The sequence below is a fragment of the Anaerotignum lactatifermentans DSM 14214 genome (assembly GCF_900142265.1).
Lineage (GTDB): Bacteria > Bacillota > Clostridia > Lachnospirales > Anaerotignaceae > Anaerotignum > Anaerotignum lactatifermentans.
This window is the reverse complement of record NZ_FRAH01000004.1, coordinates 113605-136976: the sequence shown is the minus strand read 5'-3', so window position 1 is coordinate 136976 and position 23372 is coordinate 113605. Positions and strand designations below refer to the sequence as shown.

The 23372-nt window shown below is 42.1% G+C and carries 21 protein-coding genes, 1 tRNA gene and 1 pseudogene; 15 read left to right on the top strand and 8 right to left on the bottom strand.

From position 1 onward, the window contains the following. Positions 1–27: 27 nt before the first annotated feature. The 9 genes from BUB35_RS01690 (at position 28) to BUB35_RS01650 (ending at position 7366) form a co-directional block, all read left to right on the top strand. Complete coding sequence (locus BUB35_RS01690; protein WP_416385631.1) at positions 28–1962, top strand: type IV secretory system conjugative DNA transfer family protein; 1935 nt, start codon at positions 28–30, stop codon at positions 1960–1962. Between the two features lie 5 nt (positions 1963–1967). Further along, the gene (locus tag BUB35_RS01685; protein WP_072848424.1) at positions 1968–2228 is read left to right on the top strand and encodes a helix-turn-helix domain-containing protein; all 261 of its coding nucleotides are present in this window, start codon (positions 1968–1970) and stop codon (positions 2226–2228) included. Between the two features lie 407 nt (positions 2229–2635). After that, complete coding sequence (locus BUB35_RS01680) at positions 2636–2947, top strand: helix-turn-helix domain-containing protein (RefSeq protein ID WP_072848422.1); 312 nt, start codon at positions 2636–2638, stop codon at positions 2945–2947. 2 nt (positions 2948–2949) lie between these two features. Next, on the top strand, positions 2950–3501 hold the full coding sequence (locus tag BUB35_RS01675) for an ImmA/IrrE family metallo-endopeptidase (protein ID WP_072848420.1): 552 nt from the start codon (positions 2950–2952) through the stop codon (positions 3499–3501). Between the two features lie 206 nt (positions 3502–3707). Beyond that, on the top strand, positions 3708–4349 hold the full coding sequence (locus BUB35_RS01670; protein ID WP_072848418.1) for a DUF4417 domain-containing protein: 642 nt from the start codon (positions 3708–3710) through the stop codon (positions 4347–4349). Beyond that, the gene (locus tag BUB35_RS01665) at positions 4346–4723 is read left to right on the top strand and encodes a hypothetical protein (protein WP_143158918.1); all 378 of its coding nucleotides are present in this window, start codon (positions 4346–4348) and stop codon (positions 4721–4723) included. Before BUB35_RS01670 ends, BUB35_RS01665 begins: the two co-directional genes overlap by 4 nt. Continuing rightward, on the top strand, positions 4723–5016 hold the full coding sequence (locus BUB35_RS01660) for a hypothetical protein (RefSeq protein WP_072848414.1): 294 nt from the start codon (positions 4723–4725) through the stop codon (positions 5014–5016). Before BUB35_RS01665 ends, BUB35_RS01660 begins: the two co-directional genes overlap by 1 nt. Before the next feature lie 327 nt (positions 5017–5343). Further along, positions 5344–6852: a type I restriction-modification system subunit M gene (locus tag BUB35_RS01655; protein WP_072848411.1), complete on the top strand. Its 1509-nt coding sequence runs from the start codon at positions 5344–5346 to the stop codon at positions 6850–6852. Beyond that, positions 6842–7366, top strand: a complete 525-nt coding sequence (locus BUB35_RS01650; protein WP_072848409.1) for a restriction endonuclease subunit S — start codon at positions 6842–6844, stop codon at positions 7364–7366. The genes BUB35_RS01655 and BUB35_RS01650 overlap by 11 nt, the downstream gene beginning before the upstream one ends. On the opposite strand, the pseudogene BUB35_RS01645 reads toward BUB35_RS01650, so the two are convergent. Next, positions 7363–7899: pseudogene (locus tag BUB35_RS01645) on the bottom strand (restriction endonuclease subunit S); the annotation flags it as partial. The gene BUB35_RS01650 and the pseudogene BUB35_RS01645 overlap by 4 nt on opposite strands. 189 nt (positions 7900–8088) lie before the next feature. Here BUB35_RS01645 and xerA point away from each other — a divergent pair. The 6 genes from xerA to BUB35_RS01620 all read left to right on the top strand — a co-directional run bounded on the left by xerA (position 8089) and on the right by BUB35_RS01620 (position 16699). Further along, complete coding sequence (gene xerA / locus BUB35_RS01640; RefSeq protein ID WP_072848407.1) at positions 8089–9075, top strand: site-specific tyrosine recombinase/integron integrase; 987 nt, start codon at positions 8089–8091, stop codon at positions 9073–9075. 13 nt (positions 9076–9088) lie between these two features. Next, entirely contained in the window at positions 9089–10285 is a 1197-nt protein-coding gene (locus BUB35_RS18425) for a restriction endonuclease subunit S (protein WP_084730508.1), read from the top strand. A 99-nt stretch (positions 10286–10384) separates the two neighbouring features. Next, entirely contained in the window at positions 10385–13423 is a 3039-nt protein-coding gene (locus BUB35_RS01630) for a type I restriction endonuclease subunit R (protein ID WP_072848404.1), read from the top strand. A gap of 498 nt (positions 13424–13921) precedes the next feature. Further along, the gene (locus BUB35_RS01625) at positions 13922–14338 is read left to right on the top strand and encodes a helix-turn-helix transcriptional regulator (RefSeq protein WP_072848387.1); all 417 of its coding nucleotides are present in this window, start codon (positions 13922–13924) and stop codon (positions 14336–14338) included. A 502-nt stretch (positions 14339–14840) separates the two neighbouring features. Next, positions 14841–15005 (top strand): hypothetical protein, encoded by a 165-nt coding sequence (locus BUB35_RS18975; RefSeq protein ID WP_159432847.1) that lies wholly within the window; start codon positions 14841–14843, stop codon positions 15003–15005. A 59-nt stretch (positions 15006–15064) separates the two neighbouring features. Beyond that, positions 15065–16699, top strand: a complete 1635-nt coding sequence (locus BUB35_RS01620) for a recombinase family protein (protein ID WP_072848385.1) — start codon at positions 15065–15067, stop codon at positions 16697–16699. A 93-nt stretch (positions 16700–16792) separates the two neighbouring features. Here the strand turns inward: BUB35_RS01620 and BUB35_RS01615 are convergent. From BUB35_RS01615 to BUB35_RS01580, 7 genes are all read right to left on the bottom strand, one after another. Next, a tRNA-Ser gene (locus BUB35_RS01615) sits at positions 16793–16880 on the bottom strand. A gap of 129 nt (positions 16881–17009) precedes the next feature. After that, on the bottom strand, positions 17010–18299 hold the full coding sequence (gene serS, locus BUB35_RS01610) for a serine--tRNA ligase (RefSeq protein ID WP_072848383.1): 1290 nt from the start codon (positions 18297–18299) through the stop codon (positions 17010–17012). A 564-nt stretch (positions 18300–18863) separates the two neighbouring features. After that, a complete protein-coding gene (locus tag BUB35_RS01605; protein ID WP_072848381.1) occupies positions 18864–19202 on the bottom strand; it encodes a DUF3784 domain-containing protein in 339 nt (112 codons plus the stop codon). Between the two features lie 156 nt (positions 19203–19358). Beyond that, entirely contained in the window at positions 19359–20171 is an 813-nt protein-coding gene (locus tag BUB35_RS01600; protein WP_072848378.1) for a Cof-type HAD-IIB family hydrolase, read from the bottom strand. A gap of 556 nt (positions 20172–20727) precedes the next feature. Beyond that, positions 20728–21585: a DUF4446 family protein gene (locus BUB35_RS01590; RefSeq protein ID WP_072848372.1), complete on the bottom strand. Its 858-nt coding sequence runs from the start codon at positions 21583–21585 to the stop codon at positions 20728–20730. Positions 21586–21594: 9 nt separating this feature from the next. Next, positions 21595–22488, bottom strand: coding sequence for a ParB/RepB/Spo0J family partition protein (locus BUB35_RS01585; RefSeq protein WP_072848370.1), 894 nt, complete (start codon positions 22486–22488; stop codon positions 21595–21597). Then, positions 22489–23262 carry a ParA family protein gene (locus BUB35_RS01580; RefSeq protein WP_054328689.1) on the bottom strand — a complete coding sequence of 258 codons (774 nt, stop codon included), beginning with the start codon at positions 23260–23262 and terminating at the stop codon, positions 22489–22491. It abuts the gene before it with no gap. Between the last annotated feature and the right edge of the window lie 110 nt (positions 23263–23372).

The window sequence follows — 23372 nt, the reverse complement described above, 5'->3', positions numbered from 1 at the left end:
CCTTTGGTCTTAATATTCGGCGCGTTCATGATAGTCATGTTCTTTCTCGACCAAAAATCCCTGAATATTAAAAGCAAAACCGTAGGAGATGGTCAGCATGGCTCGGCCAGCTTCGCAACGCCAAAAGAGATGGATAAGTTTTTTAAGCGGGTGAACTACACTCCAACGGCATGGCGGATAAATAACCCTGAAAGTCTTCCGCAAGGTATAATAATCGGCTGCAATATAACAAAAATATGGAAAAAGAAAAAAGTGACGGCTGTTGTGGATGAGGGCGATGTTCACGCTCTTATGATAGGCGCGGCCGGCGTCGGAAAGACTGCCAAGTTTCTATACCCCAACATTGAATATTGTTGCGCTTCCGGTATGAGCTTTGTGACATCGGATACAAAAGGAGACCTACTGAGAAGCTACGCTCCCATTGCCAAGAAGTATTACGGATATGATATTTCTGTGCTTGACTTGAGAAATCCCACCCAAAGCGACGGTTTCAACATGCTGCACATGGTGAACCGATATATGGACGACTATCTTCAAACAGATTCCCTCGTTTCTAAAGCCAAGGCGGAAAAGTACGCGAAAATCATATCAAAGACTATTATGAACTCCGGCGGGTTTGATTCCGCCAACGCCGGTCAAAATGCATTTTTTTATGACTCTGCCGAAGGATTAATAACATCTGTTATTTTGGTGATTTCGGAGTTTTGCTCGCCCTATGCTTTGTTGCCATTACAGCGCCAAAATAAAAAAGAAGCCATAGAAAAAAGGCTTAAGTATATTGAGAACATGAGAAATTTTTGTATCGAAAACAAAGTAACTTTTCTGCCCCAAAAAGACAGCGCCAGAAAAGAAGCCGAAACAGCGGAAATAGTAATACTTTTCAAACCCCAAAAAGAAAATGATGGTGAGCCAGAAACCCATCACGGCGAGGAACGCCATATAATCAGTGTGTTTAAGCTGATTCAGGATTTATTGGGGCCGTCAGAAGTTAAGGGTAAAAGTCAGTTTAAACTGTTAATGGAACTGCTTCCGGAGGAACACAAGGCTCGCTGGATGTCAGGTGCTGCGCTTAATACATCTGAACAGGCAATGGCGTCTGTTCTGTCAACGGCTCTCTCCCGTTTGAATGCTTTTCTTGATTCGGAGATTGAGCAGCTTCTGTGTTTTGAGACAAAAATTAATACGGAAAGTTTTTGTAAACAAAAGTCGGCTGTATTCCTAATCATGCCGGAGGAAGATGACAGCAAGTATTTTCTAATTTCTTTGATTGTTCAGCAGTTATACAGGGAAATGCTTTCCATAGCCGATGAGATGGGCGGCAAACTGCCAAATAGGGTAATGTTCTTTCTTGACGAGTTTGGAACCCTTCCAGCTATCAAATCGGCTGAAATGATGTTTTCCGCCAGCCGTTCCAGACGTATTAGTTTTGTGCCTATTATCCAGTCTCTGGCCCAACTTGAGAAGAACTATGGCAAGGAAGGAAAAGACATCATCATTGACAACTGTCAAATCTGCATTTACGGCGGCTTCGCTCCTAATTCCGAGGCGGCTGATGTACTGTCAAAAATCCTTGGAGAACGGACGGTAATGACCGGCAGCGTATCGCAGGGAAAAGATAAATCAAAATCACTTCAAATGACCGGCAGACCGCTTATGACAGCCGATGAGCTGAAGGTAATGCCAAAAGATACTTTTATAGTGACAAGAACAGGTGTAAAGCCTATGAAAACAATATTGAAGCTGTTTTTTGAATGGGGAATTCAGCTGAACGAAAAGTATGCTTTAAGGCAGCCTGTGGTACGGAAAGTGTGCTATGCGGATAAAAAAGAAATCAGGAGCGCAATAATTAAAAAATATGGAAAAACCGCAGAGTTTCCAAAGCTGCCAACTTCTTCAGAGCCGTTTTTCAATGGCAGTAAAAGTGGATTAAAAGACATAGGAAAGAATATGAAAAGCAGGTGATTGTTATGATTGATAAGATGAAAGTATACAAAGATACAGAGTTGTCTCATAAGGCTATACTGGTGTATTTCTATCTCTGCGACCGGTCGAACAGCAAAACAAAAGGATGCTATCCCTCTACAAAAACAATAAGCAAAGATCTGAATTTATCCCTGTCATCTGTAAAGAGGTCTCTCAATGAGCTTATTAAAAATAACTACATAGAAAAAGAAAACCGGTTCCGAGATAACGGAGGCAAGACCAGCAATATGTACTATATTCTGTAAAAAATGATTTAAGGTTTTGATGGGAGTAGTCTGCCCCGCTCTTGAACCATGCCATAGTTCAGTTTGAACCGAGAATGTTAACTATCCAATTTAACTATTGGTTACAGAAAAGAAAAACAGTATGTTCAAAAAAGTAAATCTCAAAAGAAGCTATTCAAGGAAAGAACAAAAAAAGAATCCTAAAAGTGTAGTTTTCCAAGGGACTTTATTACTTGAAAAAACGGCATAGTTTGAATAAATCCGTCTATGCCGATTTTTTTGTTTCCGGAATAGTTAGATTATTCCAATGAAGCTGTAAGAAATAAAAATTAATTGCTTTTATATGGCAATTATACTTGACAAATCGGCAAGACTCAGATACACTAATAGTAGCTATAAAAACCAATAGCACAGAAAGGAGTGCCACTATGGGAAAGGAATTAGGTTCACGCATAACCGAAACTTTGCAAAAACGTGGGATGACACAAAAAGAATTGGCAGGACGCATTGGAGTAACAGAAGCTGTGATATCAAGATATATTTCCGGTGATAGGGAGCCAAAGCCAGATGCACTTGCAAACATTGCAACTGCGCTTCATACAACTTCCGATTTTTTGCTTGGGATTGAAACCGAAGAATTTAATCATTCGAGAATTCGCCGTATGATTGCACGAAATGCATCTTCAATGACTGATCAGGAAAAAAGAGAGCTGATTAATGCATTGTTCGGGGAGGAGTAATATTGGGAATTTCTTTGTCACACGCAAGATATGAGGAAATCAAGCAAATTATTGTTGATTTATTCGTAAAATATGATGTCTCCTGTGTGCCGGTTAATGGGTTTGAACTCGCAACTAAAATGGGTATTAAAGTCATCCCTTATTCAGCGATACCAGAGAGTAAACGTTGGCTACTTTTGAAAAAGAGTGAGGACGGATTTTCGGTAGAGAAGAATATCGGAGAGTGGTACATCTATTATAACGATAAGAAGGATTATGGTCGTATCAATAATACAATCATGCATGAAATAGGTCATATCGTTTTAGACCACAGCGAAGATAGTGAACTGGCAGAAAAAGAAGTAAAATTCTTTGCAAAATACGCACTTGTTCCTCCAGTACTCGTACACAAATTGGAATTGGATAATCCGATGGATATTGCTGATATCTTTGAAGTGAGTTTTGAGGCTGCTTGCTATGCGTACTCTTATTATAAGAAATGGCTACAATATGGCTCATCGGAGTATACCAAGTATGAACTAACTCTCTTGGATCTATTCCAGGGTATATCATAATGGGAGGTGGTTCTATTGAGGGTAAAATAAAAACACATCTGTAAACTGTTGGCGCAGCAAACAAATGTGTTCTCATACGGAATATGCTAAACATATTCATGTTGGTTTGAGTATTTTAGCATAATTCTGACTTTTTGTCAACTATCGCAGCTTAATTTGCTGTGCAATAAAAAATGACCGCATTTTAGGCGGAGAAAGCAGGTATTATGTTAAAAACAAATGTTAGAAAATACGACAACTTTAAATTGTACTACTGGCACGGAGCAACATTGGTAGGCAAATACAGATTACCACAACTTGCTCCTACACAGGCAATTCCTTCAAAAGTAATATGTTTCAATGAGCGTAAGGGCATTATTAAGCCGGAAGAATACTGGGTTGATTTCTTTATCGATGACACTTTGTTTGAGAATTTTTGGAATCATCCAGAAATGAGTTTTAAAAACCTCAAACGTTTTGCAGGAATTATTACCACTGATTATTCCATGTTACCAGAAATGCTGCCAGGACAGAATATTTGGAACTGTACTCGTAATCGAGTTATGGCATATTACCTCCAAATGAAGGGATTTAATATTATCCCTGTTGCATCTTGGTGCTTTGAGAGTGATTTTGAATGGTGCTTTGATGGGCTTCCCAAAAACAGTTCTATCGCAATTAGTACCAATGGATGTATGTCAAGTCCTTATGGTAAGCGTATGTTGCTGCGTGGTGTTAAAGAATTGCAAAAACAAAAATCACCGACAAATCTTATCGTATGCGGCAGACACGTTGATGAACTGGATATTTATGATAATGTGCATTATTATCCCTCCTTTTCTCAGCGATGGAAGGAGCGTGCTATGTGATGGGAAGCAGAGGTTCTTTTCTTGAAAGCGGCGGCTTTAGCACACCTGCAAGATGGCATACTATTGATTATGTGGATGGTATTAAGGTTTTAGCACCCAAAGACCCAAAGGCAAGTATGAATTTGCCAGAAAGGTCAAATACACCTGGAACATCCTATTTGTTATACAGAAAGAATGGTGATTTCGACCAGCTTCGTGTTTTTGGAGAAAATCGTATGCCTCAATTTGATATAGATTATGGTGTTCATGATGGCAAAAAATCTCTCCATGTACATTACTTCACGGATGGGAAACGTGACAAACATCCAGATATCCTCCATCCTGGTAATACACTCTATGAAAAATACAAAACACTATTTAAGGGGGTCAAGTAATGAACGGAATAAAAATGGACGAATTATATGAACTAATCTCTCATTGTCATGAAGCTGAATTTGAGTATAACGGAACAACTTATGTATTGCAGCCAGAGGTTAATGACAACAAGTCTTACCTTGTAATTTGGGATTGTACACCTGATACAGCAAAATGCATTGCCAAACATGAAATTGGTGTTGAAGGTGACATCCCGCAGGCTGTTATCGACGCTGTTCTTTCAGAAAAATGTTTTGATGGCAAATCTTTTTTAGAAATTGAGAAAGATATCACTGTGACGGTGATTTATTAATCACACAGAAAAAGACTGCACATACCTTTTTGGATAAGGCTATGTAACAATGCGCTGTCGCAGGCACATTGCGGCATAGCTTTTTTAAGTTCAAAAAATACAGTTGTTTTTGAAAATACATAAACCGCAGGCTCTTTTGTTTTACTGCCGCATTTTTATTATATTTATGTATTCTTAATAATTGGATTTTATCCGATTTTGTGAGATAATAAAATATAAGCGTAAAAACAACTGAATTTCGGCAGATATTTTTATCCTAATAAGTATTGTGGAAAAGCGTAACAACATATGGGCTTATATTCGGTTTATTGCAGGAGGTTAATTAACATGGCAGAAAAAACAAATGCCAACATAGGTTTTGAAAAACAGCTTTGGGACGCAGCCTGCGTTCTGTGGGGACACATTCCGGCGGCTGAGTATAGAAAAGTAATAATCGGTCTCATTTTCCTTCGTTATATTTCAGCTGCCTTTGACAAGCGCTATCAGGAGCTTGTGGAGGAAGGCGACGGATTCGAAGATGACCGTGACGCATATACAATGGAAAATATATTCTTTGTGCCGGAGGAGGCAAGATGGAGCGTCATTGCGTCGGCAGCTCATACTCCGGAAATCGGAACAGTTATTGATAACGCCATGAGGGCTATTGAGGCTGAAAACAAAACTCTAAAAAATGTCCTTCCGAAAAATTACGCCAGTCCGGATCTTGACAAGCGTATATTAGGCGATGTCGTAGACATTTTTACAAACAACATTGATATGAGCGATACGGAGCAGAGCGAAGACCTTCTCGGCCGCACATATGAGTACTGTATTGCTCAGTTTGCGGAAAAGGAAGGCGTTGGCGGCGGTGAATTCTATACACCCGCAAGTGTTGTTAAGACCCTTGTCTCTATTCTTAAGCCCTTTGATAACTGCCGTGTCTATGACTGCTGCTGCGGCAGCGGCGGTATGTTCGTGCAGAGTGCGAAATTTATACAAGCGCATTCCGGTAAACGAGGTGCGGTATCTGTTTACGGTCAAGAGGCAAACGCCGATACATGGAAAATGGCAAAAATGAACATGGCTATTCGCGGCATAGACGCCGATCTTGGACCATACCATGGGGATACATTTACAAATGACCTCCACCCCACCCTGAAAGCTGATTTTATACTTGCCAATCCGCCTTTCAATTATCATCCGTGGAATCAGGAAAAGCTTCTGGATGATGTGCGCTGGAAATACGGAGTGCCTCCGGCAGGCAACGCCAACTATGCATGGATTCAGCATATGATCCACCATCTCGCACCGACTGGTAAGATTGGCCTTGTGCTTGCAAACGGTGCGCTTTCCACGCAGTCAAGCGGTGAGGGTGAAATCCGTAAAAAGATCATAGAGGCCGATTTGATTGAAGGCATCATCGCCATGCCGACACAGCTTTTCTACAGCGTTACTATCCCTGTTACACTGTGGTTTATTACAAAAGGCAAGAAGCAGAAAGGCAAGACGCTCTTTATCGACGCCCGCAAGATGGGACACATGGTCGATAGAAAACACAGGGATTTCTCCGAGGAAGATATTCAAAAGCTGGCGAATACTTTCGAGGCTTTCCAGAACGGAACGCTTGAGGACGTGAAGGGCTTCTGCTCTGTTGCCACCCTGCAGGATATTGCAAAACAGGATTATATTCTGACACCGGGGCGCTATGTCGGCATTGAAGAGCAGGAAGATGACGGCGAGCCGTTTGAAGAGAAAATGGCAAGGCTGACATCGGAACTGTCTGATATGTTTGCCAAGTCCCATGAACTGGAGGACGAGATCAGAAGAAAGTTAGGAGCGATTGGATATGAAATATAGGCTTTCAGATATCGCAGAATTTAATCCTCGTGAGTCAATCAAAAAAGGCTCTGTGGCTAAAAAGATTGCTATGGACAAATTGCAGCCATTTTGCCGCGATATACCGGAATACGAATACGCAACTTTTTCTGGTGGCACAAAATTTAGAAACGGCGACACAATTATGGCCAGAATCACGCCGTGTCTTGAAAACGGAAAAACTGCAAAAGTTAACATCCTTGATGACGGCGAGGTTGGCTTTGGATCGACGGAATATATCGTATTCCGAGCAAAAGAAAACTTAGCTGATGAGGACTATCTTTATTACTTGGTATGTAGTCCGCTGGTTCGTGATCCGGCTATAAAATCAATGGTTGGGTCATCAGGTAGGCAACGCGTACAGACAGATGTGGTTCAGAATCTTGAGATTGACATTCCTGATTTAGATACACAAAAGAAAATCGGAGGCATTTTAAGGACATTCGATAATAAAATCGCACTAAACAATGCGATAAACGATAATTTAGCGGGTTAGAGGTCGAGGTCGGAGACATCAAGCTCGCCGGATATAAGGCGAGGAAGCAAAGTATCACGGATTAAAGCTAATCGCTCATTTTCGGTTTGATTTGACCATATTTTTTGATATATCGGGTCAACTATTTCGTCAAATGAAGCTATGATGTCAATAGACGGAACCAATATTTCCGTTTTCTGAAACGCAGGAACAGTTAATTGCTGTTGAGTCGTTCCTGTTCCAGCGATATGTAGCTGCTTCAACCAAAGAAACAAATACTTTGCAGAAAGGATTTCTCTATGGGGAACGAGCGTTACCAATCGGACAATCGGGACATAGGGAATATGTCTGAGAGATACAAAACCGATTGTTCCACGGGCAGAAACGGTTACACTTTCATCAAATATTTTTGCGGAATTTGTATATCCATACAAGCCTTCGTTACTTAACCCATTGGAGTAAATGGGATAAGGACAATCCGGTGTTTTGACTGGAGAGACCATTTGAGGTTTATCGCCGCCAGCCCCCATTTTGGAAACTTTTCCAAGTGTAGATAGTTCCCAATTACATGGTTTGTTTCCGCCAAATGGTTCAAAATCAACAAACCACGACTTAAAGAGAGCCTGAGCTTGCTGCTCTAAATTATCGTTTAAATATCTTTATCTCTCACCAACGGCGAGAGCAACCAAACGGAACTGCCGTTGATATCGTTCTCTGGAATTTTTTATAGGAGGAGAATCGATATGAAACAAGAAATAATTACTGAAATTATGCAGCGAATGCTGCCATGCCTTGATAATGCTCAGCTGAAACAACTGAAACATGTGTTGGAGCAAGTCTTTTTTTGTTATGAAGCTGCTGGTATAGAAGGAAAGACGGAAAAGGACGACAGCCTTGAACTTGTGAATATGTTCATTGCCGCAAAACGAATTGAAGGCTGCTCAGAAAAGACATTAAAATATTACGAAACTACAATAGCGGCAATGGTAGACTCGCTCAACAAAAATGCAAGGCATATTCTTACAGAGGATCTGCGAAGTTATCTTACAGAATATCAAAGCAGTAATCAGACAAGCAGGGTTACCATTGATAATATCCGCCGTATCCTTTCCAGTTTCTTTTCATGGCTTGAGGATGAGGATTACATTATCAAAAGTCCGGTGCGTCGTATCCACAAGGTTAAAACGGCAAGTAACATCAAAGAAACCTACTCCGACGAGGACTTGGAGAAGATGCGTGATAACTGTGAGGAATTGCGGGATTTGGCAATGATTGATATGCTTGCTTCAACGGGAATGCGTGTGGGAGAAATGGTTCTTCTAAACCGAGATGACATTGATTTTGCGGAGAGGGAATGTAAGGTGTTCGGTAAAGGCGATAAAGAGCGTATTGTTTATTTTGATGCCAGAACAAAGCTACATCTACAGGAGTACCTCGCCAGCCGCACGGATGACAATCCGGCGCTATTCGTAACATTAAGGGCTCCACACGATCGGATACAGATCGGCGGCATCGAACATCGGCTCCGGGAGATGGGCAAGCGGCTGAACATCCCCAAGGTGCATCCACATAAGTTCAGACGTACATTGGCAACAATGGCAATTGACAAAGGAATGCCCATAGAGCAAGTCCAGCAGCTCTTAGGGCATCAGAAGATCGACACCACCATGCACTATGCGATGGTGAAGCAACAGAATGTGAAGCTGGCACATAGAAAATACATCGGATAGGATGGTGACCATAATGAATACATGGCAATCAGTAAAAGTTGCTGAGTTAGGACGGATCGTAACCGGAAAAACACCCAAAACTGCCATTCCTGAAAACTACGGTGGAGATATTCCGTTTCTAACTCCGTCAGATGATATGTCAGTCAAGTATGTGAGCAAGACAGCTAAAACCCTGACTGAGAAAGGTTTATCAGAAGTGAAAAACACATTGCTCCCCCCGGATGCAGTTTGTGTTAGCTGTATTGGCTCTGATCTTGGAAAAGTTGTCATCACCACGGAAAAGACCGTGACAAATCAGCAGATAAATTCAATCATTGTGGATAAAGACCGTTTTGATGTTTCTTTTGTTTATTATGCAATGCTGATTTTGGGTAAAGAATTGAACTTTATCAGTAAAACATCGACTGCTGTACCTATTGTCAACAAGTCTTCCTTTTCGTCCTATGAAATACAGTGTCCGTCGTTAGATCAACAGAAACGGATAGCAGCTATTCTTTCTGCTCTTGATTCAAAGATTGAATGCAATCAGAAGATAAACGATAATTTAACAGAGCAAGCTCGCTCTATTTTCCAGTCGTGGTTCGTTGATTATGAGCCGTTTGGTGGTTCTAAGCCTTCTGATTGGCAACCATCCACTTTAGGGCAAATAGCAAACATGAAAACCGACAGTTGGTCACCCGTCAAAAATCCTGATGTTGTGGTAGAGCATTACAGTATTCCTTCCTATGATGAGCAGCGGTTTCCTGTGTTTGAAATCGCTTCCGGCATCAAGAGCAATAAATATCTACTTACTTCTGATTCGGTAATGATTTCTAAACTCAATCCTGATACCAAGAGGATATGGAGGCCAATGTGCCTGTCGGGACACCCTGTTTGCTCTACTGAGTTTATTGTTTATGAGTCAAAGAAGAAAGGACAGCGGGATTACATTTACTCGCTCATTGATAGTATACCGTTCTTCAATCATCTTTGCTCCCATACGACTGGTTCGACTAATAGTCGCCAGCGTGCAACACCCAAAAGCACATTAGACTTTGCCTTATGCTTGCCGTCCGATTCCGTTATCGAGGATTTCTGTGAGATCGTTACACCTATGTATGACTTGATTGCCTCGAATGTAGTTGAGAACCAATCGTTGGCAAAAACACGGGATAGCTTACTTCCTCGACTGATGTCCGGTGAATTGGATGTCTCTGACCTTGACCTTTAAGCCGCTAAATTATCGTTTAAACAGGAACGGCTAACCAGTATCCGCATGCCTCCCACAGGCGTATTAAGATATAAAATAATATAGAAAGGAACGAACATTATGTCAGGATTTTATACAGAAGCGGACTATGAAAATTCCATCATAGAACTGTTCCAAAACATGGGCTACCGCCATGTCTACGGACCGGACATTGAGAGAGACTTTACAAGCCCGTTATATGAAGACGAGCTTACAGACGCACTGTATCGTTTAAACCCTTCCATGCCGGATGACGCCATTGCAGATGCGTTATTTAAATTGAAAAATTTTGAAAATGCCGAACTGGTTCAAAAAAACTCCGTTTTTATGGACTATATCCAGCACGGCGTTGAAGTACGCTATTTTGTAAAGGGCGAGGAACACTCCGGTCTTATCTATCTTGTTGATTATAAAAATCCTGACAAAAACTCCTTTGTTGTCGCCAATCAGTGGACTTTCATTGAAAACAGCAATAAGCGCCCGGATGTGATTTTGTTTCTCAATGGTCTGCCAGTTGTATTGATGGAGCTGAAATCCCCTTCCCGTGAGGAAACAGATGCTTCCGAAGCCTACAGACAGCTCCGCAATTATATGCATGAGATACCGTCCATGTTTATATATAACTGTATCTGTGTTATGAGCGACCACTTGATCTCAAAGGCAGGAACGATTACCTCCGGAGAGGATCGTTTCATGGAATGGAAAACGAAAGACGGCAGTTATGAAAACACGCAGTATGCGCAGTTTGACACATTTTTTGAGGGAATGTTCGACAAAGAGCGACTGTTGGATATTATTAAAAACTTTATATGCTTCTCAAATGAAGGCGTGAAGCAGTTTAAAATTCTGGCGGCGTATCATCAGTACTTTGCCGTTAAAAAGGCGGTTGTATCTACAAAACACGCTACAAAAACCGACGGTAAAGGCGGTGTTTTCTGGCATACCCAGGGCAGCGGCAAATCATTGTCTATGGTGTTTTACGCCCACCTTCTTCAAGAAATGTTAGACAGCCCGACCATTGTTGTACTGACAGACAGAAACGACTTAGACGACCAGCTCTTTGGGCAGTTTGCCAAGTGCAAGGATTTTCTGCGTCAGGAGCCAATGCACGCTGAGAGTCGGGAGCATTTAAAATCACTGCTTAACGGCAGGCAGGCAAACGGCATTATTTTTACAACCATGCAGAAGTTTGAGGAATCGCATGAACCGCTGTCTGAACGAAGGAATATTGTGGTTATGGCGGATGAAGCACACCGCGGGCAATATGGACTTCAGGAGAAAGTTGACGCCAAAACGGGCAAAATTAAGACTGGCACAGCACGAATTATCCGCAACAGCCTCCCAAACGCCACTTACATAGGCTTTACCGGAACGCCTATCTCCCTGAAGGACAGAAGCACCCGCGAGGTTTTCGGCGATTACATTGATGTATATGATATGACACAGGCTGTGGAAGATGGTGCAACCCGACCTGTTTATTATGAAAGCCGTGTTATACGCCTGAAATTAGATGAGGCCACATTAAAGCTCATTGACGCAGAATACGACATTATGGCTAATAACGCCGATCCTGAGGTCATTGCCAAAAGCAAACGGGAGCTTGGGCAGATGGAGGCAATCTTGGGAAATGATGAAACCATAGCCTCTCTTGTGGATGATATCCTTGACCATTATGAAAACTACAGAAAAAATCTTCTGACAGGGAAAGCCATGATTGTTGCCTATTCACGGGAGATAGCCATGAAGATTTATAACCGAATTTTAAAGCTGCGCCCTTCCTGGACTGAAAAAGTAGCCGTTGTAATGACAGAAAGCAACAAAGACCCGGAAGAATGGCGAAGTATCATAGGAAACAAGCGCCACCGTGATGAGCTGGCGAAGGAGTTTAAGAACAATGACAGCCCACTGAAAATTGCCATTGTGGTTGATATGTGGCTGACCGGTTTTGATGTTCCCTCCCTTGCCACAATGTATGTTTACAAGCCTATGAAAGGATATAACCTTATGCAGGCCATTGCTCGTGTAAACCGGGTGTTCGGCGATAAAGAAGGCGGGCTTGTTGTTGACTATGTAGGTATCGCCTCAGCTTTAAAGGAAGCGATGAACGACTATACCTCCCGTGATAGAAAAAATTACGGCGACACTGATGTCACGAAGGTGGCATACCCGAAGTTTTTGGAAAAGCTCTCGATTTGCAGGGACATTTTCCATGGATATGATTATTCAAAATTTATGACCGGTTCAGACCTTGAACGTTCAAAAGCAATCAGCGGAGCCGTAAACTTTATTGTGGCAGTTGATAAAGAAAGAGAAAGAGAGGATTTTCTGAAAGAAGCACTTCTGCTTCATCAGGCTCTTTCCCTTTGTTCTTCTCTTGCGGAAGAAACGCTGCGCATTGAAGCTGCATTTTTCGAGGCGGTGCGTGTTCTTGTAATGAGGCTAATGAATCAGGGAGAAGGAAGGAAGATATCGCTTCCGGAAATGAACGAAAGAATAAACGCCCTTCTCAGGCAGAGCGTAAAAAGCGAAGGCGTTATCAATCTGTTTTCCGATGTGTCAGAGGAGTTTTCTTTGTTTGATCCTAAGTTTCTTGAGGAAATCTCCAAGATGAAGGAAAAAAACCTTGCCGTGGAACTTTTGAAAAAACTCATTGCGGAGCAGGTGCAGATTTACCGCCGCACCAATGTTGTGAAGTCCGAAAAATTCAGCGAAATAATACAAAGCACAATGAACAGATATTTAAACGGTATGCTGACAAACGAGGAAGTAATTGAGGAACTTCTTAATCTGGCAAAGCAGATAGCAACCGTCAACAAAGAAGGCAATGAACTTGGTCTTACTGCAGATGAGCTTGCTTTTTATGACGCCCTTACCAAGCCGCAGGCAATAAAGGACTTTTACGAAAACGAAGAACTGATTGCCATTACAAAAGAGCTGGCTGATACACTGCGCAAGAACAGGACTATTGACTGGCAGAAACGAGACTCCGCCCGAGCCAAAATGCGCATGATGATAAAAAGACTCTTAAAAAAGCATCGTTATCCGCCGGATGGAATGGATGACGCCGTGCAAACGGTTATGATTCAGTGTGAACTTTGGGCGGACAACACAGAAATTTAGATTAACATCTGCATAAAAATCTAATTAAAAATAAAATATTACGGATTTACAACCGGAGGCTTTTATGCTTCCGGTTTTTTATATTCGCATGGAACATATTATAATTTTTTGTCGCACAAAATATTAATCTAATCGAGTTGTTTCTACAATATTTTTTAGTGTTATTCGATATGATGAAACTGTAAAAAGGTGAAAAAGGTCGTGATTGATATAAAGGTGCGGTATTTTATGGATATACACATAAAAATGAAGATGGATATTGCGGATATATAAAAGATATTGGAAAAAGAGCTGTATTCCTTGTCAAGGAAAGCAGATATTTTACTTATCAAAGGCAAAAGCTAAACCAGCTCTCTAAAAATATTAACAAAGTACCTATGCCCAAAAGCAAGTCTCAAAAAGAGATTTGCTTTTTTTATTTTATAGCAAGATGCAGAGCACCGCCGACCTCTGATTAAATTTGCCGCTGAAAACAAATTTTAATCGGAGGGATAACTAATGAAAACAGAAAGCAAAAGATATTTTATAAGAGTTCAAAAAATTTTAGTGGAAGTAACCGGTGAAGTATATACAGCCTACTATGAAATGGAAAGAAAAGAAAAATACCTTATTGAAAGAGATAAGTCTCATGGCCTTTTATACTACGACGGATGGGATACCGAAACATCCAACGGAGTTGATTTTATTAAAGACAACAAAGTAAATGTGGAAGAAGACGCAATTAAAAATCTTTTGCCTGATATTTGGTCATACGCTGAGAAGATAGGAGACAAATATCATATTTGTCAACTCATCGCCGATGGAAAAACGGAAAAAGAGATAGCTGAGATATGTAAAATTACCCAACAAACTGTGAATGAAACAAAACTAAGGCTTTTTAAAAAGTTAAAGAAGATTATCGAAAAAAATCTTTAAAAATTTAAAAAAAATGCCTGTTAAACAGTCTATTTTTTCGGCTTATAAGTGAGGGGGTTATATAACATCCCTGAGAACCTTGAAAAATTTATATTCAGCAGCAAAATACGTTAGCTGTTCAGCCGGAAACGGGAAGCGATAAGAGAATAGTACGCCATGAAAGGTTTTTGGCATTGGAAAGTAAATGGAGTTTACATATAGGCGAGTTCCAAAGCAACCAATTAAATCCGAGCGATAAATACTAACTCTAAGTGTTTTAGGCAGAAACATACGCCATGATCTGAACAGACCTATAATGATACTCCTGCCGAGTCCCAGACATCGCAAGGACGGCAGCCCGCGTGAAGGGGGAGGTGAAATTCCTGTGAATGTATTATGCCGATACATTGTTTTGGCTACTGACCGATTATCAAAAAATTGGTAATAAAATCAGAGGATGAGGCGGTAAGGCTTTGCCTTACTGCCTTTTTATATAAGCCATATCATATTTTAGAGGTGATTTATGACCGGTAAAGGAATCTTAAATGAAGAAATCGTGGATGTATTAAAGATCCAAAACATAAGAGTAAAAATAACACATAAATTTATGGATAAAAACCGTCTGTTGGATATTTATTTTAAACTGGTCTCAGACGATTTAAAAGATAATATACCTATAGATATGTAAAAATACCTATGCTACTATTATTATAGGTATTTTTATATGTGCTGGAAAGGGGGATAACCTTGAATACAGTACCTAACGCAGCCATTTACTGCAGGCTGTCAAGAGATGATAACAATAAAAATGATGTGAGCATGAGCATTGCAAATCAAAAGGCCATACTTACAAATTATGTAAATGAAAAGGGGTGGAAAATATACGATACATATATCGATGACGGTATAAGCGGAACAACCTTTGACCGGCCTCGATTTAAAGATATGATAAAGGATATAGAGTTAGGGTTAATCAATATAGTTATAACTAAAGACTTATCTCGTCTTGGCAGAAACTATATTGAAACGGGGCAATACACAGACTTCTATTTCCCAAACAACAATGTAAGATATATTGCTTTAAATGACGGGATTGATACCTTTCATGATGATAACGACATCGCACCGTTTAAGAATATTTTAAACGAGATGTATGCTAAAGACATCAGCCGCAAGGTAAGATCTACTAAAAAACTGCTCGCACAGGAGGGAAAGTTCGCAAACAGCCGCGCTCCGTATGGATATAAGAAATCACCGGAGGATAAACATAAATTAGTGATTGACGAAAGTGCATCCCAAATTGTTGAATTTATTTTCAGTCAATATCTAAAAGGCGAAACTGGTCGTTCCATCGCTGATAAGCTGAATCGGAAGAACATACCGACTCCCAATAATTACTATTATCAGTCAATAAACAAACCAAATCCTTATATAAAGGATAAAAATAAATGGAGCAGTGGAACTATCATGGGCATAATAAAGAATCCAGCCTATTATGGAGCCATTGCTAATTGCAAGAGAACTGTAAAATCATTTAAAAATAAAAATGTTGTAAGCCTTCCTAAAGAACAATGGGTTGTAGTCGAAAACATGCATCAGCCGATTATTCCTAAAGAGCAATGGGAAGCGGCACAGAAAATAAATATTGATAATAAACATGAAGGGTTAAAAAGGCGCTGTAATGGTAAAATGAATATCTTCTCAGGCTTGTTAAAATGCGCTGACTGCGGCGGCAACATGATATTTAATACAAAATACTATAAAAGCTATACGAAAGAGTATTATCGCTGCAGTACCTATATGAGTAAAGGAAAAATGGCTTGTACACACCACAGCATAGACTATAACATTATTTATAGAGCTGTAATGGATGACATAAAGAAATACGCGGCTTTATCTGAAGAAGATGAGGAAAAATTAACAGAGCTGATTTTAAATATGCAAACTGATTTTCAAAGCAAAAATATAAACAAGTATGAGGAGAATATCCGCAAAACAAAAAACAGAATTCGTGAGATAGAGGGGCTTATACAAGCCGCTTTTGAAGAAAAAATTTCAGGTACCATTACAGACGTTATTTTCCGGTGCATATCCGAAAAATATGAAAAAGAATATGAAGAACAACAAAAAAAACTGAGCCATTTGGAAATGGAATATGAAAGCTGCCGTTCAGCGAAAAACGATGTGTCCAACTGGTTGAAAAAGATAAAATTATGCTGTGAAACAGATGTGCTGTCAAGAGATTTATTAGTAAGTCTAATTGATCACATTGACGTTTCTGAATGCTATGAAGAAAATGGGGAAAAATCCTTCGACATATCTATTACCTACACTTTTGGTCAGCAAAACGCGGAGGAAAAACCTTATGCGCTTATGGCATAAAAAAAAGACAAACAGGAAATTCACCCACTCCAAAAGTAATTTCCAGTCTGTCTTTCCAGCACATAAACACCAAAAAGGGTATTTATGAATGAACGGAGAAGGAGGGATTTGAACCCTCGCGCCGCGTTAACGACCTATACCCTTAGCAGGGGCACCTCTTCAGCCTCTTGAGTACTTCTCCAAGTAGCCTACTGCAAGAAACAGTATACCATCATTCTGTCCATCTGTCAAACCTTTTTTTCACAGAATCGCAATTTTTTTATAAACAGAGCCGGCTCTGAAAGAACCGGCTCCAAAAAGCATCGTCAGATTATTTTACTTTTTCCAGTTTTTCCTGACCGCCCATGTAAGGACGCAGTACTTCAGGGATTCTTACGCTGCCATCTGCCTGCAGGTTGTTTTCCAGGAACGCGATCAGCATTCTAGGAGGCGCTGCAACAGTGTTGTTCAGTGTATGCGCGAAGTATTTTCTGCCGTCTTTTGCAACCACGCGGATACCCAGTCTTCTTGCCTGTGCATCGCTCAGGTTGGAGCAGCTACCAACTTCGAAGTATTTTTTCTGTCTAGGAGACCAAGCTTCTACGTCAACGGATTTTACTTTCAGGTCTGCCAGGTCGCCTGAGCAGCATTCCAGTGTTCTTACGGGGATATCCATGGAACGGAACAGATCAACGGTGTTCTGCCACAGTTTATCGAACCACATAGGGCTTTCTTCGGGTTTACATACAACGATCATTTCCTGTTTTTCGAACTGGTGGATACGGTAAACGCCTCTTTCTTCGATACCGTGTGCACCTTTTTCTTTACGGAAGCAAGGAGAATAGCTGGTCAGTGTCTGAGGCAGGTCTTCTTCTTTGTTCATAGTGTCGATGAATTTACCGATCATGGAGTGTTCGCTGGTACCGATCAGGTACAGGTCTTCACCTTCGATTTTATACATCATCGCATCCATTTCTGCAAAGCTCATAACGCCTGTTACAACGTTGCTGCGGATCATGAAAGGAGGGATGCAGTATTTGAAGCCTCTGCCGATCATGAAATCTCTAGCGTAAGCCAGAACTGCGGAGTGCAGTCTTGCGATATCGCCCATCAGGTAGTAGAAACCGTTACCAGCTACTTTTCTAGCGCTGTCCAGGTCGATGCCGCCGAAGCTTTCCATAATATCTGTGTGGTAAGGGATTTCGAAATCAGGAACAACGGGTTCGCCGAATCTTTCTACTTCCACGTTTTCGCTGTCGTCTTTACCGATGGGAACGGAAGGATCGATGATGTTAGGAATGGTCATCATGATTTTTTTGATGCGTTCTTCCACATCTTTTTCTTTTGCTGTCAGTTCGTCCACGCGTTCTGCGTCAGCAGCGATCTGTGCTTTTACTTTTTCAGCTTCTTCTTTTTCGCCTTTTGCCATCAGACCGCCGATCTGTTTGGACAGTTTATTTCTCTGTGCGCGCAGAGCTTCTACTTCCTGTTTGATGGTTCTGTTTTCCTGATCCAGTTCAATGACTTCGTCTACCAAAGGCAGTTTGCTGTCCTGGAATTTCTTACGGATATTTTCCTTAACGATTTCAGGGTTTTCTCTTACAAATTTGATGTCTAACATTTTTTTGTCTCCTTTCGGTTTGTAAATATATACGAATGTCGAGGATACGGGGTTTTTTTGGCAAATAAAAAAACCCCCGATCCCAAAAAGAGGGACGAGAGTTACTCCCGCGTTGCCACCCGCATTGCCCGAAAAAAATATTTCCGAACCACTTGAACAGCGATAAAGGGCTTACCCTTTCGGCTTTCACCGACAGCTCCGAAAGTGGAGGGCTGTTTTCCTTCCGCCGGCTCGCACCAAACGCCGGCTCTCTGGGGGAATTTCCACAGCTTAGCTTTCTTCCGAACAGCTGAAATACAGCCGTTTCACGCCTTGTTGAAGAATATTATAGCACACAAAGACAAAAAGGCAAGTATTTTTTTCGGGAACTACAAAAAAAATACATTTGTTTTTTTTAATGAAATTCTAATGCGTTTCTTATAGATTCTTTTGCCCAATTGCGGTATGATAGTACCGTACAAGGAGGCCCCTTTTCCTGTACATAAACTATGCCCCCGGACGTTTATCACGTCCGACGCCCGACGATTCCCCGATCGCCGGGTTTTTTTATGCCCAAAAACAAGGTTATTTCCGCCCTGCCTTACGGATATAACGGGCAACACCTGCCAATGCTGCCAAAAGCACCACAAGAAAGACGATGCCAAAGGGCAGGAGCTGCGCTTCCGCCATTTGCCCCTGTTCCACCTGACTGCCCAGATACGCCAGCAGACAAAGCATCACGCCGCAGATGGTACAGAAAACACCCATTGCCCGGCACACTTTCTTTTCATCATATTTTGCCCGTTCTTCTCTGGAAGATGTACCAAATCCCGCAATGAGCCAACTGCCCTTTCCACCATACAAAAAACCGCTGATGATGAAAAACAGTGCTGCCAATATCAATATACAAACCACTGCTATCATACCAAACACCTCCAAATGTAACCAATGAAAAAAGGACAGCAAGGAAAATCCCCATCAAATAAAATTCTGAAGAAGCAGACTGATATCCTTTTATATCATAAGGATTTCAGCCTGCTTTATTTTCTGATGAAGATGCTCCTCATTCTGTCCTTTTTCTTATTGTTCGCCCAACACAAACCGCTGGAGCACATCTGCCACAGCATCCTGTTCGCAAGTGGTTTCTGTCACATAATCTGCTGCTGCCTTCACGTGTTCCTGGGCATTCGCCACGGCAACACCAAGACCTGCTGCCTGAATCATGGACAAGTCATTTTCACTGTCCCCAATGGCAATGACCTCCCCCAGAGGTACACCGGCTTTCTCTGCCGTTTCCCGCAGAGCTTCGCCCTTGCTGACACCAGTTTTGACAAATTCCAGATACTGGGGACCGGAGAAGAAATGATTCAGTTTTCCCGCAATGATGGGTTCCACCCGTTTCCGCACCGCATCCAGCTGTTCATAAGAACCACTGAGAAGGCATTTGGTGAAATATCCTTCATATTCCAGTCCATCTGGCAGAATTCGCATATCTGCATGCATGACACGGCAATATGCTTCTACCTGAGGGGTCACTTTTTCTGCCAAAAAGGTACGGTCGTCATAGAGATAGACTTCCACCCCTTCTGCCCTTGCTGCTTCCACCACAGGGCGCAGGTCGTCAGAAGAAAAAGAATGTTTCAGCACCATTTCCATATTCTCCAAGTTATACACAGCAGCGCCGTTCTGGCAGATGACATAACCTGGACGACCCAAGAGATGCAATTTTTCCAGAAACCGTTCCACACCATAAACGCCACGGCCAGTGCAGATGACAAATTCCACACCCTGATCCACTGCTTTTCCAACCATTTCTATATTTTTTTCCGAAAGTTCTGACGCACTTTTCAAAAGTGTGCCGTCCATATCGGAGAAAACCATGCGATAAGCCATGGGAAACACCTCTCTTTCTTTCCATTCGTATGTTGACATAATCTTTTGTTATCGTTTCATTTGTCACACAACCTGTGGATAACTTTTTGTATACACAGGTTTATCCACAGATTTTTGCTGATTTTATACACATTTCCACAGAGTTATGCACAGGTCTGATAAAAAATGCCGTGGTTTCCCACGGCAACAGACTATCAAAAAATCGGATTTTACACATTTGTAGAACCGCGGAAGGGCTTGGGAAACGAAGGGTCAACACATTTGCTCCGCAAATGTCAGCCATAAATGGCTGCCCGCATCTCTTGCGGTGTGGGGTTTCCCAAATGGAACCCGCAGTCGGAATTCACTTCCGACGAGGAAAACAGCACGTTTCAAGGCATTTTTATGCCGATGGATACTCTGCACCCCGAAGAAACGGGGGCAGCGAAGCTGACTTTGCAAAGCAAAGTGCTTGACCATACTGTTTATACATCTAGTAACCTCGTCAAAATCCTGATTTTGACGAAGGGTGTCGACTTTTTCGGCACCCTCATGCCGTGGTTTCCCACGGCAAATCTCATTCTGCCTGATGTTTTTCTTTTTCTTCGGATTCTTCCAAGTCGTCCATTTCATCCATTATTTCTTCTGGTTCATCATCTTCAAAGAAGTCCAAAGTTTCCTGCTGGATTTCAGCCAGCATTTTTTCGGCATCCTCAGAAGAAAAATCTTCAGCGGCAGCGATCTGTCCTGCCAATGTTTCTTCCTGTTGAATCTGTTCCTGTTCTGCCGAAGTTACATCACCAATGGACTGGATTTTTTCCTTGGGTGTTTCCACCTGTTCCAGTGTGAGCTGGTCATCCATAGGTGCATAGCGGCGTTTGAAGAAGGGTTTGAATTTGACTTTCACCACTTTTTCATGTTCCGGTTTATAGGACTGTTCCTGTGCCATTTTCACTGCCTGTTTTTCTTCATCGGACAGCATATAAATGCTGACACCCATTTCGATGGGTTTCGCATAGGTAAAGGAACCCGTGCGGCTATGGATACCGTTGAGGACAACGCCGTTATCTTCCCCATCCAGCAATGCCAGAGCGAAGCAAAGATTGCCGCCCATTTCTTCGAAGGGGTTATAACGGATAAGCCCTACTTTCTGGATTTTGGATTTATCGGTTTTATCCATGTCCGTTACCATATCCAGCAGTTTATCGTATTTTTCTTCGATGCCTTTTACAGTATCGAAATATTCCTGAATTTTCATTTCCAAGTTATGGGGTGGTCGGCGGCTGGTTCCCATAAAAATGTCATACCGTTTTTTCTCCCGATTGATTTTCACAAACAGGATGATACACAGAATGAACAGAATCACCACCGCAAGCCCCAGCAGTCCAAACAAAAGCAGCGCGTATTTCTGCGCCAATGCTGTCAGTGCTGTCATCTTGCCTCATTACCTTTCTGTTTCCAGTTTCTTCATCAGTACCAACAGACGATCCAAGTCTTCGTCGGAATAATACTCAATTTCTATTTTGCCCTTATTTTTCTTCTGGGTGACTTTTACCTTTGTGGCAAAAATTCCCTTCAATTCGTCCTCAATCTGACGCAGGACAGGGCTTTGTGTCTTTTTGGGCGCTTCTTCTTCCGCCGCAGGTGTTTCCGCTGTTTCCAGCATCGTTTTTACCATGGCTTCCACGGCACGAACGTTCAAGCCTTCCTCAATGATGTGTTCCGCCAGTTCAAACTGGGCTTCCCCATCGGTGAGAGGCAGCAGCGCACGGGCATGTCCGGCGGTGAGCTTATTTTCCACCACAAAATTGCGGACACGTTCGTCCAATTGCAGCAGACGCAGAGCATTGGCAACGGCAGGACGGCTCTTGCCCACTTTATTGGCAATCTGTTCCTGACTCAGACCAAATTCTTCCTGCAAACGCTGGTAACTCTGGGCTTCTTCCATGGGATTCAGGTCTTCACGCTGGAGGTTTTCCACCAGAGCCGCCTCAAAGGCTTCCCCTTCTTCCCATTTCTTAATAATGGCAGGGATTTTGGTCAGACCTGCGATTTTTGCCGCGCGCCAACGACGTTCGCCGGCAATGAGTTCATAATAGCCCTCTTTATTTTTCTTTACCACCACAGGCTGAATCATGCCGTAGTTTTTCAAAGAAGTTGCCAGTTCTTCCAAAGCTGTTTCATCGAAATGCTTTCGGGGCTGTTTGCGGTTGGGCTCGATTTTATTCAAATCCAGTTCCAGCACACCGCCGCCGTCGCTTTCGAAATCTTCCATTTTATTATGGATCAAGGCTTCAATGCCAAGTCCCTTGGCACCCAGTCCCTTTTTCGTCGCCATTTAGTCCCACTCCTTTTCCATGACTTCTTCTGCCAGCAGGCCATAGCTTTCTGCCCCTTTGGATTTAGGGTCGTAGAGATGAATGGGCAGACCATGGCTGGGGGCTTCGCCCAAACGGACATTACGGGGAATGATGCTGCGATAAACATTTTCGCCCAGACTCCGTTTGACTTCTTCCACCACCTGCAAAGAAAGATTTGTGCGGGCATCATACATGGTGAAGACAATGCCTTCGATTTCCAAATGACGGTTCAGACGTTTCCGCACCAGATTTACCGCGTGGAGGAGCTGTTCCAGACCTTCCAGGGCGAAATATTCACACTGGATGGGAACCAGCACCGTATCCGCCGCTGTCAATGCGTTGATGGTGATGAGGTTCAAAGAAGGCGGACAGTCGATGATGACAAAATCATAATCATCTTTCACTTTGTCCAAAGCTTCCTTTAAAATATACTCTCTGTCGTCTTTGCCGATGAGTTCGATTTCCGCTCCGGTCAGGCTGATATTTGCCGGAAGCACTTCCAAGCCCTCTACGCATGTGGGCTGTTTCACTTCGGCAATGGTAGCCTGTTCCAGAAACACATCATAAATGGTCAAGGGCACACCGTTTTTGTCCAGCCCCAAACCGCTGGTGGTGTTGCCCTGCTGATCCGCGTCGATGGTCAGCACTTTTTTGCCCGCAGCAGCAAGGCAGGCAGACAGATTGATGGCAGTGGTGGTCTTTCCCACACCGCCTTTCTGATTGGTGATTGCAATAACTCTGACTTTTCCCATTGTGGTTTTCCCGCCTTTCTGTCGATCTTCTATGGGGTATTATAGCACAATTTTTTTATGGTGAAAAGAAAAATGGCAGGTTGCAAAAAAACATTTCTTCCATAAAAGGT